Raw genomic sequence first — 14,122 nt, forward strand, 5'->3', positions numbered from 1 at the left:
ACCCATGAAGGAAATCAGCGTCGAGACCATCACCCAGGAAATTGCCCGCCTGTGCATCGAGGCGGCGTGCGATCTCCCGATCGACGTGGAGAAGGTCATCAACGAGGCGGCGGAGAAAGAGGAGAGCGAGTACGGCAAGTACGCGCTCCAGAAGATCTGCCGCAACATCAAGATCGCTCGCGAGGACACGGTTCCCATGTGCCAGGATACGGGCATGGTCATCGTGTTCGCGGAGCTCGGCCAGGACGTCCACATCGTCGGAGGCGATTTCGAAGATGCGGTCAACGCCGGCGTTGCCAAGGGCTATATCGACGGCTACCTGCGTAAATCGACCGTTATCGACCCCGTTTTGAACCGCAAGAACGCGGGTGACAACACACCGGCGATCATCTACACCTCGATCGTTCCCGGCGACACCCTCACGCTCACGGTCATGCCCAAGGGCGCCGGCTCCGAGAATATGAGCAAGCTCGCCATGCTCAAGCCCGCCCAGGGTTTGGAAGGCATCAAGCAGTTCATCATCGATTCCGTGGTGAACGCCGGCGGCAATCCGTGCCCTCCGACCATCGTCGGCGTGGGTATCGGAGGCAATGCGGACAAGGCCATGCAGCTTTCCAAGGTCGCCCTGCGCCGCGAGGCGGGGGCTCCCAACCCCAATCCGGAATACGCCGCTCTCGAACAGGAGCTGCTTGAGAAGATCAACAAGTCGGGCGTCGGCCCCATGGGATTCGGCGGCCGCGTGACGGCTTTGGCTGTGCACATCGAGACGTACCCCACCCATATCGCCACGATGCCCGTGGGCGTGACGCTCAACTGCCATGCCGCACGCCATAAGCAGGTCGTTCTCTAGACGTTCCCGAAGCCATCTCCTGAGAGGATTCACCATGGCAGAAACCAAGAATATCACCACCCCGCTCACCGACGAGGTTATCAACTCCATCAACTGCGGCGACATGGTCAACATCTCCGGCGTCATCTACACCGGACGCGATGCCGCTCACAAGATCATGGTCGACAAGATCGCCGCCGGCGAAGAGCTGCCGGTGGACTTCCGCGGCCAGATCATCTACTACGCCGGCCCCACCCCCGCGAAGCCCGGCCATGTGATCGGCAGCTGCGGTCCCACCACCAGCGGTCGCATGGACGCTTTCACCCCCACCATGATCGAAAAGACCGGTTTGAAGGGCATGATCGGCAAGGGCCCGCGTGACAAGGCCGTTGTCGACTCCATGGTCAAGAACAACGTGGTTTACTTCAGCGCGGTCGGCGGAGCGGCTGCCCTCATCGCAGCCTCCGTGAAGGAATGCGATGTCGTCGCCTATGACGACCTGGGCCCCGAGGCGATCCGTCGTCTGGTTGTGGAGAACTACCCGTGCGTCTGCGTGATCGATTCGCGCGGGAACAACCTCTTCGAGTCCGGTCCTGCGCAATACCGCATCGCCGATTAGCAAGGGGCAGCCATGCAGACATATGATGTTTTGATTGTCGGCGCCGGCGGCGCCGGGATGTCGGCTGCGCTCAACGCCAGCAAGAACCCCGACCTTTCCGTGTGCGTCATCTCGAAAGTGTTCCCCACGCGGTCTCATACCGGTGCGGCGCAGGGCGGAATGAACGCCGTGCTGAAGAACCGCGACGCCGAAGATACCATCGAGAGCCACTTTTTCGATACGGTGAAGGGTTCCGACTACCTGGGCGACCAGGACGCCATCGAGTTCTTCGTCAACGGGATGCCCGGCCTGGTGAGCGAGCTCGAGCACATGGGCGTGCCCTATTCCCGCGACGAGCAGGGGCGCATCGCCCAGCGCCCGTTCGGCGGGGCAAGCCACCCGCGCTGCTGCTACAGCGCGGACAAGACCGGCCACGTGGTGCTGCACGCACTGTTCGAGAACTGCTTGAAACAGGGCGTGAAGTTCCTGGACGAGTACAACCTGCTCGATATCGCGACAGGCGAGAACGGCGTCGAAGGGGTCGTGGCGATCGATCTGCGTCGTGGCGAGATCGTCACGTTCCAGGTGAAGGTCGTCGTCATCGCATCCGGCGGGTTCGGACGCGTGTACTGGACGCGCACGACCAACGCGGTGAACATGACCGGCGACGGCACCGCCGCGTGCCTGCGCGCCGGCGTTCCCATCAAGGACGCCGAGATGGTGCAGTTCCATCCCACCGGCCTTGCCGGCACCGGCACCCTGCTCTCCGAGGCGTGCCGCGGCGAGGGCGGCTACCTGATCAACAACAAGGGGGAGCGCTTCATGGAGCGCTATGCTCCCAGCAAGATGGAACTCGGTCCCCGCGACCTGGTCGCCCGTTCCATTGAGACCGAGATCAAAGAGGGCCGCGGCTTCGGCGAGGGTATGAAATCCTACGTGTACCTCGACATGCGCCATCTGGGCGCCGATAAGATCCTGGAACGCCTTCCCCAGGTGCGCGAGCTCGCCCTGAAGTTCGAGGGCGTTGATATGATCACCGACCCCGTGCCCATCCGCCCCTCCAATCATTACATGATGGGCGGAATCGACGTCATCGATTACAGAACCTGCGCCACCAAGATCCCCGGCCTGCATGCGGCGGGGGAATGCAGCTGCATCAGCGTGCACGGAGCCAACCGCCTGGGCGGCAACAGCGTCTCCGAGGTGGTCTTCTTCGGAACGCAGGCCGGAAAGGCGGCGGCTGCGGAAGCTCCCACGCGCCAATTAGGCGGCACCCAACGACTCGACGACCTGCAGAAGCAGTGGGCGGCGGAGTTCGACCGCATGCGCAAGAAGACCAGCGGCACGTCCATCTTCGCGATTCGCGACAAGATGGCCGAGACCATGTGGAACGACGTGGGCATTTTCCGCACCGGCGAGAAAATGGAGGAAGCCGAGAAGATCGTCGACGAATGCCTGGAGGCGTACAAGGACGCCTACATCGGCGATGACTCGAAGATCTACAACGAGGCGTTCATGAACTACGTGGAGGTGGGCAATGTGCTCGCCATCGCAAAATGCGTATGCATGGGAGCCATCGCCCGCAAGGAGAGCCGCGGTTCCCATTCGCGCCAGGATTACCCCGAACGCGATGACAAGAACTTCCTCGCTCATTCCCTCGTGAGCCTCGAGGACGGTGCGTTCAAGTTGGATTGGCGTCCCGTGGTCGTGACCAAATTCCAGCCGGAAGCGAGGACCTACTAATGGAGACGATCGTTTTCAACATCAAGCGCTTCGACGGGAAACGCTCCTGGACGCAGCGCTACACCTTCCCCTATGAGACGAACACCCTGTTGGGGTGCCTGACGAAGATTCGCGAGGAGCAAGATCCCACGCTCAACTTCATGAGCGCATGCCGCCACGGCATCTGCGGCAGCTGCGCCATCCAAGTGAACGGCAGCGCCTACCTCGCGTGCGAGACGCAGCTGGACGACCTGCGCAAGACTTACGAGACCGACGAGTTCGTAATCGAACCGTTGAACAACTTCACCGTCACGCGCGATCTGGTGGTCCAATTCGAGGACAAGGCCGAGCAGATGAAGAAGATCATGCCCTGGATGTGCGAGCGCGAGGGTCGCGCCGACAACACCCAGAGCCCCCGAGATTTCGCGAAGTACTCCAAGGCAACCGACTGCGTGCTGTGCGGTAGCTGCGCCTCCGAGTGCCGCGAGCTCGCCTTCGACGATGGCACGTACCTGGCTCCGTTCATGATGAACAAAGCCTACCGCTTCATCGCGGACAGCCGCGACGGCGCCTCGGAAGAGCGCGTCATGGCGGTGTTGGACAACAATCTGTGGAAATGCATCCACTGCCAGCAATGCACGAGCAAGTGCCCCAAGGAAATCCCCATCGCGGAGGAGATCTCGTTCATCCGCCGCATGGTGCTGGAAATGGGCGAAACCAAGAGCCTGGGCGCGAAGCACGCGTACGTCTTCTATAACAACGCCCATGACAAGGGCATGCTCGACGAGATGCAGCTCGCCGTCAAGACCGAGGGCCTCATGGCGAACGCGAAGAACCGCGTTCCCTTCGCGGTGCGCATGGTCACGTCCGGGAAGCTCAACCCGTTCCACCATGTGAAGGCCGTGAATGGGATCGAGGGCGTGCGCACGCTGTTCGAATACGCGAAAACGATGAAGGAGGACTAGCCATGGCAGGGAAGCAACTCCGTTACGCTTTCTTCCCCGGGTGCACGTTGGAATCGGCGGTGGCGGAACTGAAGGTCGCCACTGAACTGACCTGCAAGAAGCTGGGCATCGAATTGGTGGAGATCGATGGCTGGACGTGCTGCGGCGCCTCCCAGATCCAGGACATCGATGCCAACGTCGGCCTGTTGATCAACGCCCGCAACATCGCGCTCGCCGAGAAGCAGGGGTTCGACAAGATCCTGACCGTGTGCAACACCTGCACGCTCATGCTGCGCAACGCGAAGAGGCAACTTGACGAGAACCCCGAGCTGAAGGCGAAGGTCAACGAGGGTCTCGCGAAGATCGGCCTGGAGTACCGAGGCACCGCCGAGATCACGCATTATCTATGGGTGCTCGTCGAGGATTACGGCTTGGAGAAGCTGGCATCGAAGGTCAGCCGCCCGCTTCGCGATATGAAGGTTGCCAACTTCTACGGCTGCCATATCCTGCTCCCCCCGAAGATCATGGGGTTCGAGGACGAGCGCAACCCCCGCAGCATGGAGATGCTCGCGGAGGCGTGCGGCGCGCGGAGCATCGACTTCGAGCAGCGGTTGGGGTGCTGCGGCTTCCATTCCATCTACCCGGCGGAAGTGGAGGCGGAGAAATCGTGCGGAGCCATCGAGTTGGTTGCGCGCAAGCAGGGCGCCGATTGCGTCGTAACCCCCTGCCCGCTGTGCCATATGGCGCTCGACATGTGGCAGGCCGACTCCCAGAAGTACTACAAGGAAGACATCACCATGCCGATCATCCATGTGCCTCAGCTCGTGGGTCTGGCGCTGGGTTTCAGCCCGCAGGAGATGTCGATCAACCATCATATCGTCAGCGCGATGCCGATGCTGAAGAAGAAGCTTGCATAAGGCGATCGGGGCCGCCACGCTTCTCGCGATGCGGCGGCCCCGCCGAACATTCGCAAGGGGATGATATCCATGGCCGATATGCACGACAAAGAGGCGTTTCGGGAAACCGTCGATGAGCTGCGCCAGCATATGGAAGAGGAAGGCGAGCTGGATGAGCCGTTTTCCGGGGAGGCCATCGAGGCGTTCATGAGCTTGCCGGTGAAGCTGACGCGGAAACCGGGCGATACGCGCTATTTCGCGGTCCCATCGAACGAGGATTGGATTCACGATGCGCTTGACGAGGTGCAGATCATCCCGGGCGTGCTTTACGCCTCGGACGAGCCGTTCATCGCCGAATCGCTCGATTTGACCGGGTATTTCCAGGCGGACGATACCGGTGCCTGGGTGGCGGTGGTATCGGGCGAGGTGCCTGTGGATGCGGACGCCGACGATGCGGACTGGCAATCCGACCTGCTCGGGTTCCCGGAAATCGTCCGGCAATACGAGGAGGCCCTGGTCGATCCCCGCTATCGGCACCTGATCGAGCAAGCGGCCATGGAACGCGCTGCGAGAGGCGCGATGTAATTCGGGGAAATGTACAGTACAATACCTGGAGGAGCAGTCCATGAAGATAGAAGTTGGATACGACAATACCGTGCAAACCTGCGAGATCGCAGGCAAGAACCTCATGGGGATCATGAAGGCCAATGATGTCGTGTACGATCTCGTCGGTACGGAGGAGGTCGAGCGCGCTCTGGCCGACCCCATCGAAAGCGCACGCCTGAGCCGGATCGTCAAACCCGGCGAGAAGGTCGCCATCATCTCGAGCGATATCACCCGCCCCATCCCCACATGGGAGGTTCTTCCCCCCGTGCTTGACGAGCTGTATGCCGCTGGCGTCGCGAAAGAGGACGTGTCCCTGGTGTTGGCGCTGGGCAGCCATCGCAAGCATACCGAGGACGAGAAGAAGCGCCTTGCCGGCGCGCGCGCCTATGGCGAGATCCTCGTCATCGATTCCCTCGACGAGGAGATGGTATCGTTCGGGAAGACCAAGGCGGGCACCCCCATCGACATCAACAAAACCGTGGCCGAGGCGGACCGCCGCATTCTCTTGGGGAACGTCGAATACCATTATTTCGCCGGATATTCGGGCGGCGTGAAAGCGATCATGCCGGGTGTGTCCACGCCCGATGCCATCGCATGCAACCATTCGCTCATGGTCGACCCCTTGGCGTGCGCGGGCAACCTTGAGACCAATCCCGTGCGCATCGACATCGAGGAGGCCGGCGCACGCGTGGGGGCCGATTTCATCGTCAACGTCGTGTTGGACGAAGAGAAGCGCATCATCCGGGCGTGCGCCGGGCATCCCGTGGCGGCGCATCGCGCGGCTTGCAGATTCCTCGATACGCTGTACCGCATCGACATCCCGCACCGCGCCGATATCGTCATCGATTCGCAGGGCGGCTCGCCGAAGGACCTCAACCTCTATCAAACGCAGAAAGCACTGGACAATTCGAAATACGCGGTGAAGACCGGCGGCGTCGTCATACTCGTGGGCTGCTGCAAAGAGGGTCTGGGCAACAAGAACTTCCAGGATTGGATGCACGAGGCCGAGCAGCCGCAGGATGTGATCGACCATCTGAAGCGCGAATTCAAGCTGGGCGGCCACAAGGCCAGCGCGGTCGCGAAGATCCAGGTGCTCGCCGATGTGTATCTGGTCAGCGACCTCGATCCCGAGCTCGCACGGGACTGCTTCTTCACCCCGTTCGCGAATCTGCAGGACGCCTACGACGCCGCACTTGGTAAGATGGATGCCGATGCACAGGTGCTTGTGATGCCGCACGGCGGGTCGACCGTCCCCCACGTCGCCGGGGAATAACCCGCCATGCCGACATACACTCCGGCGGGAGCCGCGCATTCACGCGGCGCGGGGGCGCTTGCCTGGGGAAGGAGCTTCTTGCTTCGAAAGACCGGTCTGAATGAGCGTTCCCTTACATTCGTCTGCGCGAGTTTGGGGCTGGCCCTGATGTTCTCGGGCATATGGCTGGGCGATGCCCAATTCGTGAAGGCGATCAACGTCGACCAGCCCGTACTGGCGATGCGTCTCTTCTCCGCGGCCATCTACGGCATATTCCTGCTCTCCGTGAGCATGCGCCTGAGAAAGCGCACCATGGTGCTGCTGACGTTCTTCGGCGGGGCTTCGCTTATCGGCTTGGTGGGCTATCTTGCCGCGCTGCTCATCGTGTTCGCATGGCACCCCGACGATTCCGGTATGCTCCTCTTCGGTTTCGGCCTGTCGAAGCTGATGGGGGCTCCCTTGTCCGTGGGGCTCGTGTGCGTCTTCTCGCAGCTGGACCGCGCGGATGGGTTCAGGGCTTCCGTCATCGGCATGCTCGGCGCGTTCCTCTGCTATTCGGGTTTGGAAGAGTTCGCTTTGGTCGGGCGCCTCCCGATGAATGTCGATGCCTCAATCGCCATGCTGTTGCTGATGGTCGCCTGCGCCTTGGGCATGCTGGGGATGAACGACACCGTGAAGAATTCGGTGGATCCCGACGAGGCGGGCGTGGTGACCGGCAACGTCGTGCGGCGCCCCCTGCGCCAAGTGGTCACGCCGGGCGTGATCATCATGATGCTCGTCTCGGCGATGATGCTCGGGTATTTGCGAAGCGCCTTCGCCGGGCTGGACGTTCATATGCAGCCGTCGGCGGTGGCGGGCATCGTAACGCTGCTCGTCGTCGCATTCCTCTGGCGCGGCATGCGCTTGTCCCATGTGTTCAACACCGCGATCGTGCTGGTGGGCGTGGGGGTGCTTCTATCTCCGGTGATCAATGCGATTTCTCCCAACGCGGATGCGATCATATGCAATCTTGCCACCGCGCTGTTCGAAGTGGTCACGTGGTCGCTTGTCGTATGGACGGCCCATAACAGCATCGAGTTGCTCTCGGCGGCAACCGGGATGAGGTTCCTGACCACCACGGCCACCTTCTGGGCATGATCGCGGTGTTCGTGGGAGGCGTCGTGGGGCCGGGGGATTCCGTTCCGCTGACCGCGGGGATGATCCTCATATTCATATACATCGCAACGCTGCTGTATTTCCTGAGCAACCCCCTGAAGGCCGCTCCGCTGATGAGCGATTACGAAACCGAAGCCCGTTTGAGCCAAATGCCGCCCGCAATCGGCGCCACGGCGAGGGAGGAACCTGCCGGGGATGCGCCGGAAGATGTATCCGAAGGCGATGCGGTTCCCGCCGAGCACGAGTCCGCCGAGGCGGAGGTCGTCGCCCGGTATTGGGACCAACCCTGCCAAACGATCGCCGATACCTATAAGCTCACCCCGCGCGAGCTGGATGTTCTGAAGGAGATCGCCCGCGGATACACGCTGGCGACCATGGAGGAGCACCTGTTCATTTCCCGCAACACCATGAAGATGCATATGCGGCATATCTACACCAAGCTTGACACCCACAACCGGCAGGATGTCATCGATATGGTGGAGACGATGGGCCAGCTTCGGGGGTTTCCGGCTTTTCCGCCCACAACCGGCAGGATGTCATCGATATGGTGGAGACGGTCCGATCGCAGCAGCAGAAGTGAGCGGTCGCACGCCTCTCGGTTGATTTCCCATCGAGCGGCAGGTCCCGTTCTCGTGTCCCCAAGGGTGTTTTTTACGTTTCTCCAGTTCAAATCATAAAACACCCTTCCGGTGCGTTTCGAAGTCCTGCCCCGTTGCCTAGCATGTTCCCATATCGAAGGAGGGCATATGCGACATTCGATGCGGGAGATGGGGCCCGGCGCGCAAGAGGCGTTCGACCGGAAGAGGAAATCCTTGGGCATCGTGCTGGGCCCGCTCCTCGCCCTCGCCATCTTGGCCTGCCCCATTGCCGGGCTCCAGCGGGATGCGCATATGCTGCTTGCGATAATGGCCCTGGTCTGCACATGGTGGATCACCGAGCCGATCCCCATTCCCGTGACGTCGCTGCTCGGCCCCGTGCTGTGCGTGGTCTCAGGCGTGTCCAGCGCCCCCTCGGCGCTCGCGTCCTTCGCGAATCCCATGATCTTCCTGTTCATGGGCGGTTTCATGTTGGCGGCCGCCATGACAAGGCACGGGCTCGATCGACGGTTCGCCTACGCGCTGCTTTCCACCAAATGGGTGGGTTCGAACCCGCGGCGCATCTTCCTGACGATCGGCGTGGCGACCGCGCTCTGCTCGGGGTGGATTTCGAATACCGCGACGGCTGCGATGATGCTCCCCATCGCGCTCGGGCTGCTCGACGCCCTGCGGGAGATGTTCGCGGCGAACGGACGCGCCATCGATTTGAAGACGTATAAATATGCAACCGGTCTGATGCTGATCACCGCGTATTCCGCCTCCATTGGCGGCGTCCTCACGCCCATAGGCACCCCGCCGAACCTGATCATGGTCGGCTTCTTGGAAACGATGGCGAACGTCCACATCTCGTTCTTCGAATGGATGGTGTGGGGATTTGCCGCCATGGCCGCCTATTTCGCCATCGCGGTGTTCGTGGTGTACCGCATGTTCCCCGCAGATGTCACTTCGATCGAGGGCGCCGATGCGATTATCGCCCGCCGCCGCGCGGAACTGGGCCCGTGGACCCAGGGCCAGCGGAACGCACTGCTCGCCTTCGCGGTGGCGGTCGCCCTCTGGATCGCCCCCGGGCTTCTCAGCCTGATATTCGGGTCTGAGAGCAGCCAGGTGAGCATATGCAACGCCCTCTTCCCCGAATCCGTCGCCGCCCTCATCGCCGCCCTCATGCTGTTCTTCCTGCCGACGAAGGACGAGCGGGGCGCGCGCGTTCCCACGCTGCCTTGGAAGGACGCGGTGGAAGGGGTCGATTGGGGCACGTTGATCCTGTTCGGCGGCGGCCTTTCGCTGGGGAGCATGATGTATGCGACGGGCTTGTCGGAATGGGTGGGCGCGAGCATCGTCGGCATGCTGGGCGGAGCGCCGACCGAAGTGGCCATCAGGCGACCTTCTGCGTGCTCGCGTTGCTGATGAGCGAGTTGACGTCCCATACGGCGGCGACGAACATGGTTGGGCCGCTTGCCATCACCACGGCGATTGCCGCGGGAATGAGCCCCGTGCCCGTCGCGGTAGGGGTGGCGCTTTCCGCGTCGCTGGGGTTCATGCTCCCGGTTTCGACGCCGCCGAACGCCATCGTGTACGCGAGCGGCTACATCCCGATCACCAAGATGATCAAGGCGGGATTCGTGATCGACCTCGTCGGCATTGCCGCCGTGACCATCCCGCTCGTGCTTTTGGTGGTCAGCGTAGTCGTCGCTTTGTGACGGGCGGTTGGCTGGGCGATACGGTCCCGCCGCGTTCCGCGTGGCTTCCCCGCATGCTCATCGGGGCGGAAGGATGAGTTCCCGATCGGCCAAAAGGCCCATGCCGCGCGTTCTCCCCGAGCTCCTGTCGCAGCGGGCCGTTAATCGCCGGTGCGTTGCGCGATGGGCACGTAGGCCAATTGGGACTGACGCGTGCTCTTGTAAGCGGGGCGGATGATGCGCTTCCCGGTCGAGATCTCCTCGAAGCGATGCGCGGCCCATCCCGCGAAGCGGGCGCAGGCAAACAGCGGCGTGAACATATCGCCGGGGATGCCCAGCATGTTGTACACGAAGCCGGAGTACATGTCCACATTGGCGCACATGTCCTTCTTCGTGCCCTTCTCGCGCAGGATCACCTCGGGCGAAAGCCGCTCGATGCTTTCGAGCAGCTTGAACTCGGGTTCGAATTCCGTTCCTGCGGCGAGCTTGCTGGCATACTGCTTCAATATGACGGCGCGCGGATCGCTTTTCGTATAGACCGCGTGTCCCATGCCGTATACCAGGCCTGAGTGGTCATAAGCCTGCTTGTTCACGATCTTCGCCAGGTAGTCGGCTACCTCGTCATCGTTGCTCCAGTCCTTCACATGCTCTTTGATGTCCGTCTGCATGGCGCGCACCTGGTGGTTTGCCCCGCCGTGCTTGCGGCCCTTCAGCGAGCCGATCGCCGCCGAGTAGGCGGAATACGGGTCGGTGTCGGAGGATGAGAGCACGCGGCAGGTGAACGTGGAGTTGTTGCCGCCGCCGTGTTCCGCGTGCAGGCACAGGATGATGTCGAGTATGCGGGCCTCTTCGGGCGTGAACTGGCGATCCGGGCGGAGCATGGAGAGGATCGTCTCCGCGGTCGACTGCCCCTTGATGTACGGATGGATGATCATGCTGCCGCCGAAGTAGCGGGATTGGAGCGCGTAGTATGCCAGAACCGCCGCGCGGGGCACGCGGGAGATCAGGGAGATCGCCGTATGGATCTCGTGCTCGATCGAGCGGTCCTCCGGATGCTCGTCGTAAGCGTACAGCAGCAGGATGCACCGCTGTAGCACGTTCATGATGTCGAGCGGCGTCTGCTTCATGATGATGCTCGCCGTGAAGCCGTCGGGCAGGTCGCGCTCGGATTCGAGCACCTCGTTGAAGCGGTCGAGCTGATCCTGCGTGGGCAGGTGCCCCGCCAAAAGCAGGAACACGACTTCCTCGAAGTTGTAGCGCCGTTCCGGCCCCTCGGTGCCGATGAGATCGTAGATGTCGTACCCGCGGAAGGTGAGCCTGCCCTCGTCGGGGATCTTGTCGGATTCGCTGACGACGTAGCCGTGCACGTTGGAGATGTTCGTGATGCCGGCGATGACGCCCGATCCATTCGAGTTGCGCAGTCCTCGTTTGACGTTGTAGCGCTGGTACCAGGAAGGGTCGATGTGATTGACCGTATCGAACGTCCGGTACAGTTCGAGTCTTTTCTCTTCTTCCGTTTGCATGGGCTGCACGTCCTTTCAGATGGGGTTCGCGCAAGTGTAGCGCATGGGGGCCGGTGCCGGACAGCGAAGTGCGAGTTGTTAACCTACTCGAAAACTTGCCGGAGACGATGCCGTGGCCGGACGGGGCGCCTGCGATGGGCGGGGAGGCCCTGCGCTCTCCGGCCGAGCCCGCCCCGGGCGCAGGAACCGCGGTTTCCGCGTATCACCGCATGGGCGTCCTCAGCTGCTGTCGGGGCGTTCTCCGAGGCGGCCAGCCTCAGCTCCCCGAAACCTCGATGCTGGACCCGACGGCAGAGCATCGTCCGGCTCGTTTGCATGCGGTCGATTCCGGCTGCGACGAGGCCGCCCGTTATTTGGTGCGAGTGTATCCGAAAAGCCGCAGCACGGCATCGACGATCTTGCGCCACGGCTTCGGGTTGATGACGGTGGCGCGTACCGGGCCGATGGCGAACTCCGGGTTGTGCCTGAGGAACACGGAGCGGCAGATCAGCGTGATCGCCAGCCCCACCAGGCCGGGCACCAGGAAGGTGAAGGCGAATTCGACGGCAACCCAGTTCTGCTCCAGCGCCGCATACAGCATTGCCAGCACGAAGAAGCCGCTGAAAACCGAGCACAGCACGAGGAAGGCCTTGATGAGGACCTCCTTGGCGCGGTTCGCGGAACTCAGCCACGAGATGATGAAATATGCGAGCACTGCCGCGATGATGACGACGGCGAAAATCGGCAGCAGGCGTGTAAGGCGGGCGACCATGGTCACTTCTTTTCTGGAAGCTTCGCCGCGCGTATGGACGAGAACGATGTCGTGCGCGCCCACCAGCCCTTTTGCCGGGCTGCCGCCGAGAGCGCCTGGGCGGTTTTCATATCTTTGCAGACGGCGAGGGTGCCGCTGCCGCTGCCGCATAGCAGCACATCGGTGACGCCGTCGATTGCGCGGGCGAATGCGCGGATGTCGGCGAGCTCCGGGAGGATCTTTTCGGCGGGAGCCGCGAGATTGTTCGAGAGGGCCACCTCGGATGCTGCTGTGTGGGCGAGGATCGCCTCCGTTTCCCCCGGGGTGGGGAAGGCGGGGTCGTTATCGAACGTTGCGTAGGCTTGAGCGGTCGACACCCCTCCTTCGGGGCGGATGATGACGACCGAATCGTGGCGCGGTGTCAATGTGCCCGCGAATTCGTCGCCGCGGCCGCCCAGGGCGGCGCATCCTCCTTTCAGGAAGAACAGCACGTCCGCCCCGAGCGCCCTCGCCGCTTCCGCGAGCATGGGATCGGTTGCGGGGATGCCCCATAGGTCGGCCGCGCCCAGCAAAGCCGCCGCCGCATCGGCGCTTCCGCCGCCCAAGCCGGTTTGGTGCGGGATGTGCTTCTCGATCGTGATGCGCATGAGCTCGTCCTCGTGGCGGCCGAGCGCTTCCGCCAAGGCGCGGACAGCGCGGCAGGCGAGGTTGTCCTCGTCGGAGATGTTTTCACCTGCGATACCCGTGCGCCATACGGTATTCGCCGAGACGGCGAGCCCGCTATGGGGATCGACCGCCGCTTCGAATTGGCGTAGCGGCTGCGCGGCGTCGCACGGCTCGAAGAGCACGGTCCGTTCCCCCGAGCCGAGCAGCGTCATATGGAGCTTGTCGTGCATCGAGAGCGCGTGCATGACCGTGGTCGCATCGTGGTAGCCGTCATCGCGCTTGCGGCCGATCCCCAGATAGAGGTTCACCTTCGCCGGAGCGATGAGGTCGATAGATTTCATGGCGCTCCTTCCGAGCGTTTCGAAGCGGATCAAGCGCTATTGTGACGCAATTCTACCGCGGTTTCCCGAATTGCCGCCAATGTGTCACGAACGGCGTTTCCGTCGGAAGAAGTCGCGCAGGAGCGCAGCGCATTCGTCGGCGCGCACGCCGGGTGTCACCTCGAAGGTGTGGTTGAGCCGCTCGTCCTCGTTGATGCGGTACAGCGAGCCCAATGCGCCTGCCTTGGGATCGGGTGCCCCGTACACGCAGCGTCTGATGCGGGCTTGATGCATGAGCCCCGCGCACATGATGCATGGTTCCAACGTCACGTAGACGGTGCAATCGGAGAGCCTCCACGCGTCGAGCTCGCGGGCTGCGGCGAGCATCGCGGCGAATTCCGCATGGCCCGCGGGATCGCGGTCCGTCTCGCGGCGGTTGCAGGCCGAAGCGATCACCCGCGGCTCGGCGAGCGGTTTGCGCGTTCCCCGGTCGAAGGGCTGGTGCACCACGATGGCGCCGATGGGCACTTCCCCCTGCCGTCCGGCCAGCCGTGCCTGCTCGAGGGCAAGCCCCATGTATGTGAAATCGAGTTCATCCATACGTGCGAG

Annotated in this window: 15 protein-coding genes; 11 read left to right on the forward strand and 4 right to left on the reverse strand. The window is 62.6% G+C overall.

The window, feature by feature from the left end:
• The first annotated feature begins 4 nt into the window (after positions 1-4).
• From NOV21_RS05495 to NOV21_RS05545, 11 genes are all read left to right on the forward strand, one after another.
• Positions 5-850 (forward strand): fumarate hydratase, encoded by an 846-nt coding sequence (locus tag NOV21_RS05495; RefSeq protein ID WP_283170192.1) that lies wholly within the window; start codon positions 5-7, stop codon positions 848-850.
• Between the two features lie 34 nt (positions 851-884).
• Positions 885-1,448 carry a Fe-S-containing hydro-lyase gene (locus tag NOV21_RS05500; protein WP_283170193.1) on the forward strand — a complete coding sequence of 188 codons (564 nt, stop codon included), beginning with the start codon at positions 885-887 and terminating at the stop codon, positions 1,446-1,448.
• A gap of 12 nt (positions 1,449-1,460) precedes the next feature.
• A complete protein-coding gene (locus NOV21_RS05505) occupies positions 1,461-3,170 on the forward strand; it encodes an FAD-dependent oxidoreductase (protein WP_283170194.1) in 1,710 nt (569 codons plus the stop codon).
• Positions 3,170-4,114 carry a succinate dehydrogenase/fumarate reductase iron-sulfur subunit gene (locus NOV21_RS05510; RefSeq protein WP_283170195.1) on the forward strand — a complete coding sequence of 315 codons (945 nt, stop codon included), beginning with the start codon at positions 3,170-3,172 and terminating at the stop codon, positions 4,112-4,114. The genes NOV21_RS05505 and NOV21_RS05510 overlap by 1 nt, the downstream gene beginning before the upstream one ends.
• Before the next feature lie 2 nt (positions 4,115-4,116).
• A complete protein-coding gene (locus NOV21_RS05515) occupies positions 4,117-5,010 on the forward strand; it encodes a CoB--CoM heterodisulfide reductase iron-sulfur subunit B family protein (RefSeq protein ID WP_283170196.1) in 894 nt (297 codons plus the stop codon).
• A gap of 69 nt (positions 5,011-5,079) precedes the next feature.
• On the forward strand, positions 5,080-5,574 hold the full coding sequence (locus tag NOV21_RS05520) for a hypothetical protein (protein ID WP_283170197.1): 495 nt from the start codon (positions 5,080-5,082) through the stop codon (positions 5,572-5,574).
• Between the two features lie 40 nt (positions 5,575-5,614).
• Positions 5,615-6,868, forward strand: a complete 1,254-nt coding sequence (larAH6, locus tag NOV21_RS05525; RefSeq protein WP_283170198.1) for a nickel-dependent malate racemase, LarAH6 family — start codon at positions 5,615-5,617, stop codon at positions 6,866-6,868.
• A gap of 78 nt (positions 6,869-6,946) precedes the next feature.
• Positions 6,947-7,984: a hypothetical protein gene (locus tag NOV21_RS05530; RefSeq protein ID WP_283170199.1), complete on the forward strand. Its 1,038-nt coding sequence runs from the start codon at positions 6,947-6,949 to the stop codon at positions 7,982-7,984.
• Entirely contained in the window at positions 7,981-8,679 is a 699-nt protein-coding gene (locus NOV21_RS05535; RefSeq protein ID WP_283170200.1) for a helix-turn-helix transcriptional regulator, read from the forward strand. The genes NOV21_RS05530 and NOV21_RS05535 overlap by 4 nt, the downstream gene beginning before the upstream one ends.
• A gap of 69 nt (positions 8,680-8,748) precedes the next feature.
• Positions 8,749-10,002 carry an SLC13 family permease gene (locus NOV21_RS05540; protein WP_283170201.1) on the forward strand — a complete coding sequence of 418 codons (1,254 nt, stop codon included), beginning with the start codon at positions 8,749-8,751 and terminating at the stop codon, positions 10,000-10,002.
• Positions 9,987-10,295, forward strand: a complete 309-nt coding sequence (locus NOV21_RS05545) for an anion permease (protein ID WP_283170202.1) — start codon at positions 9,987-9,989, stop codon at positions 10,293-10,295. The genes NOV21_RS05540 and NOV21_RS05545 overlap by 16 nt, the downstream gene beginning before the upstream one ends.
• Before the next feature lie 140 nt (positions 10,296-10,435).
• On the opposite strand, the gene NOV21_RS05550 is transcribed toward NOV21_RS05545, so the two are convergent.
• The 4 genes from NOV21_RS05550 to NOV21_RS05565 all read right to left on the reverse strand — a co-directional run bounded on the left by NOV21_RS05550 (position 10,436) and on the right by NOV21_RS05565 (position 14,113).
• Positions 10,436-11,797, reverse strand: a complete 1,362-nt coding sequence (locus NOV21_RS05550; RefSeq protein WP_283170203.1) for a citrate/2-methylcitrate synthase — start codon at positions 11,795-11,797, stop codon at positions 10,436-10,438.
• Positions 11,798-12,146: 349 nt separating this feature from the next.
• A complete protein-coding gene (locus NOV21_RS05555) occupies positions 12,147-12,548 on the reverse strand; it encodes a guanylate cyclase (RefSeq protein ID WP_283170204.1) in 402 nt (133 codons plus the stop codon).
• 2 nt (positions 12,549-12,550) lie between these two features.
• Positions 12,551-13,534 (reverse strand): 4-(cytidine 5'-diphospho)-2-C-methyl-D-erythritol kinase, encoded by a 984-nt coding sequence (locus NOV21_RS05560; protein ID WP_283170205.1) that lies wholly within the window; start codon positions 13,532-13,534, stop codon positions 12,551-12,553.
• 84 nt (positions 13,535-13,618) lie between these two features.
• Positions 13,619-14,113, reverse strand: coding sequence for a nucleoside deaminase (locus tag NOV21_RS05565; protein ID WP_283170206.1), 495 nt, complete (start codon positions 14,111-14,113; stop codon positions 13,619-13,621).
• Positions 14,114-14,122 lie beyond the last annotated feature (9 nt).

Origin of the sequence: Curtanaerobium respiraculi (genome assembly GCF_024609215.1) — a bacterium.
Lineage (GTDB): Bacteria > Actinomycetota > Coriobacteriia > Coriobacteriales > Eggerthellaceae > Curtanaerobium > Curtanaerobium respiraculi.

What these genes read in the sequence shown, in the direction of transcription:
- NOV21_RS05495 (WP_283170192.1), top strand. Translation starts at nt 5, where the DNA reads ATGAAGGAAATCAGCGTCGAGACCATCACCCAGGAAATTGCCCGCCTG.
- NOV21_RS05500 (WP_283170193.1), top strand. Translation starts at nt 885, where the DNA reads ATGGCAGAAACCAAGAATATCACCACCCCGCTCACCGACGAGGTTATC.
- NOV21_RS05505 (WP_283170194.1), top strand. Translation starts at nt 1,461, where the DNA reads ATGCAGACATATGATGTTTTGATTGTCGGCGCCGGCGGCGCCGGGATG.
- NOV21_RS05510 (WP_283170195.1), top strand. Translation starts at nt 3,170, where the DNA reads ATGGAGACGATCGTTTTCAACATCAAGCGCTTCGACGGGAAACGCTCC.
- NOV21_RS05515 (WP_283170196.1), top strand. Translation starts at nt 4,117, where the DNA reads ATGGCAGGGAAGCAACTCCGTTACGCTTTCTTCCCCGGGTGCACGTTG.
- NOV21_RS05520 (WP_283170197.1), top strand. Translation starts at nt 5,080, where the DNA reads ATGGCCGATATGCACGACAAAGAGGCGTTTCGGGAAACCGTCGATGAG.
- larAH6 (WP_283170198.1), top strand. Translation starts at nt 5,615, where the DNA reads ATGAAGATAGAAGTTGGATACGACAATACCGTGCAAACCTGCGAGATC.
- NOV21_RS05535 (WP_283170200.1), top strand. Translation starts at nt 7,981, where the DNA reads ATGATCGCGGTGTTCGTGGGAGGCGTCGTGGGGCCGGGGGATTCCGTT.
- NOV21_RS05540 (WP_283170201.1), top strand. Translation starts at nt 8,749, where the DNA reads ATGCGACATTCGATGCGGGAGATGGGGCCCGGCGCGCAAGAGGCGTTC.
- NOV21_RS05550 (WP_283170203.1), bottom strand. Translation starts at nt 11,797, where the DNA reads ATGCAAACGGAAGAAGAGAAAAGACTCGAACTGTACCGGACGTTCGAT.
- NOV21_RS05555 (WP_283170204.1), bottom strand. Translation starts at nt 12,548, where the DNA reads ATGGTCGCCCGCCTTACACGCCTGCTGCCGATTTTCGCCGTCGTCATC.
- NOV21_RS05560 (WP_283170205.1), bottom strand. Translation starts at nt 13,534, where the DNA reads ATGAAATCTATCGACCTCATCGCTCCGGCGAAGGTGAACCTCTATCTG.
- NOV21_RS05565 (WP_283170206.1), bottom strand. Translation starts at nt 14,113, where the DNA reads ATGGATGAACTCGATTTCACATACATGGGGCTTGCCCTCGAGCAGGCA.